The organism is Caballeronia choica (assembly GCF_001544535.1).
Lineage (GTDB): Bacteria > Pseudomonadota > Gammaproteobacteria > Burkholderiales > Burkholderiaceae > Caballeronia > Caballeronia choica.
In genome coordinates this window covers 1-1,900 of record NZ_FCON02000400.1, presented here as the reverse complement: position 1 = coordinate 1,900, position 1,900 = coordinate 1, and the positions used below count along the sequence as shown (strand labels likewise).

The 1,900-nt window shown below is 56.1% G+C and carries 1 protein-coding gene; it reads left to right on the top strand.

Annotated elements, in window-relative coordinates; all coding sequences use genetic code 11:
- The first annotated feature begins 451 nt into the window (after positions 1–451).
- Positions 452–1,711: an IS256 family transposase gene (locus tag AWB68_RS44440; protein ID WP_087650398.1), complete on the top strand. Its 1,260-nt coding sequence runs from the start codon at positions 452–454 to the stop codon at positions 1,709–1,711.
- The last annotated feature ends 189 nt before the right edge of the window (positions 1,712–1,900 follow it).

Below are 1,900 nucleotides of genomic sequence, written 5' to 3'. Positions count from 1 at the left end.
TCATGACCACACCTCACTTGTTTGCGCTTATCTCAAGCGTAACTCATTCGGGATGCTATGCAATGACTTATGCAGACGTTCCTAAGCAAAGAAAGCAGCTTTTTTTCGGCAGCAGTGATGCTTCGGTTTCGGCACGAGTTGATCGGAGTGGCCCGACCGTGGGAGTGTCGTTAGCGGGGTTTCCTCGTTGTTGGCACCTAGAAGAGGTACGGGAGTCGCACCGCGATAGGGAGTGGATCAGCAGTCATCCATCCGTCCTGGCACTTCGTGCCCGACGACAGGTCCGCCAGGCGGGGGAAAATTGAAGCATGCTGCAAGCACGAACGCAGCGCTCGCGATGGGTTGAGCTTTTGCCTGACGAGTGAGCGCGTAGCGCGAAGCTGGATGAATGACTGCTGGAGCCTGTCCAAAATTTTGTGTGTAAGGCATAACATGTTGAAAAGGAGCATGTATGCCACGCAAAACGAAGGTAGCCGCTACGGCTGCGAAGGAATTGCCGTCGATTCCACCCGAACTGATCGATCAGTTCGTCAAAGGCCCGATGAGCGCCGAGGCGGTCCAGGCAGCATCGATGGCTTTCAAGAAGGCATTGATCGAGCGCGCATTGGGCGCTGAACTCGGGCACCACCTCGGGTATTCGCCGGGCGCCGAGCGGCCTGAGGACGCCAGCAATCATCGCAACGGCAGGAGCGCCAAGACGGTGCTGACCGAGGACGGTGCGCTGCGCCTTCAGATCCCGCGAGATCGCGATGGCAGCTTTGCACCGATCCTGATCCCGAAGCATGAGCGCCGCTTTACTGGCTTTGACGACAAGATCATCGCGATGTACGCCCGCGGCATGACAGTGCGCGAAATCCAGGGCTTTCTGGTCGATCAATACGGCACCGATGTCTCCCCGGAGTTCATTAGTTCGGTCACCGATGCCGTCATGGACGAGATCAATGTATGGCAGTCGCGGCCTCTCGAACCGATGTACCCGGTCGTGTTCTTTGATGCCTTGCGGGTAAAAATCCGCGACGAAGGCGTGGTACGCAACAAGGCCATCTACCTGGCTTTGGGCGTGCTACCGGATGGCACACGCGACATACTGGGGCTATGGATTGAGAACACCGAAGGGGCCAAGTTCTGGATGAAGGTGTTTGCCGATCTTCAGACGCGAGGCGTGCAGGACATTCTGATTGCCGTCACCGATGGCTTGAAAGGCATGCCCGAGGCACTTGCTGCGGTGTTTGCGGCCACGACGTTGCAGACGTGCATCGTGCATTTGATTCGCAACAGTCTGGACTTTGCGAGTTGGAAAGACCGGCGGGGGCTCGCTGCAGCGCTTAAGCCAATTTACTCGGCGGCAAGCGCAGACGCCGCGCAAGCTGAACTGAATGCGTTCGAACAAAGCGCGTGGGGTCAAAAATTCCCGACCGTCGTAGCGGCATGGCGACGGGCCTGGGACCGGGTCATTCCGTTCTTCGCGTTTCCGCCGGCGGTGCGTAAGGTGATTTACACGACCAACGCTATCGAAAGTATCAATGCCCGACTACGCAAGATTGTAAAGACACGGGGTCATTTCCCGAGCGACGAAGCCGCGACAAAGCTGATCTGGCTGGCCTTGCAAAACATCACAGCAAATTGGGGTCATGCGGCTCACGACTGGAAAATCGCGATGAATCAGTTCGCTATTCTTTACGAAGACCGCTTCACAAGACCGAGCGCTTAACCGTTGATTCCGGCATCTTGAAGATGCCGGATATTTAACGCCTTGCACACAAAAATAATGACAGTTTCGACTGCTGGTCCACTCCGTATAGCGGTGCGCTGCCCGTACCTCTTCTAGCAGCTCGTTGAAATACCTCGTCGAACGGTCATCCTGAATGAAAGGGTGAACGTTGAATCTGATGTCATTCAC

Coding starts and splice junctions, on each gene's coding strand:
- AWB68_RS44440 (WP_087650398.1), top strand. CDS start 452: ATGCCACGCAAAACGAAGGTAGCCGCTACGGCTGCGAAGGAATTGCCG.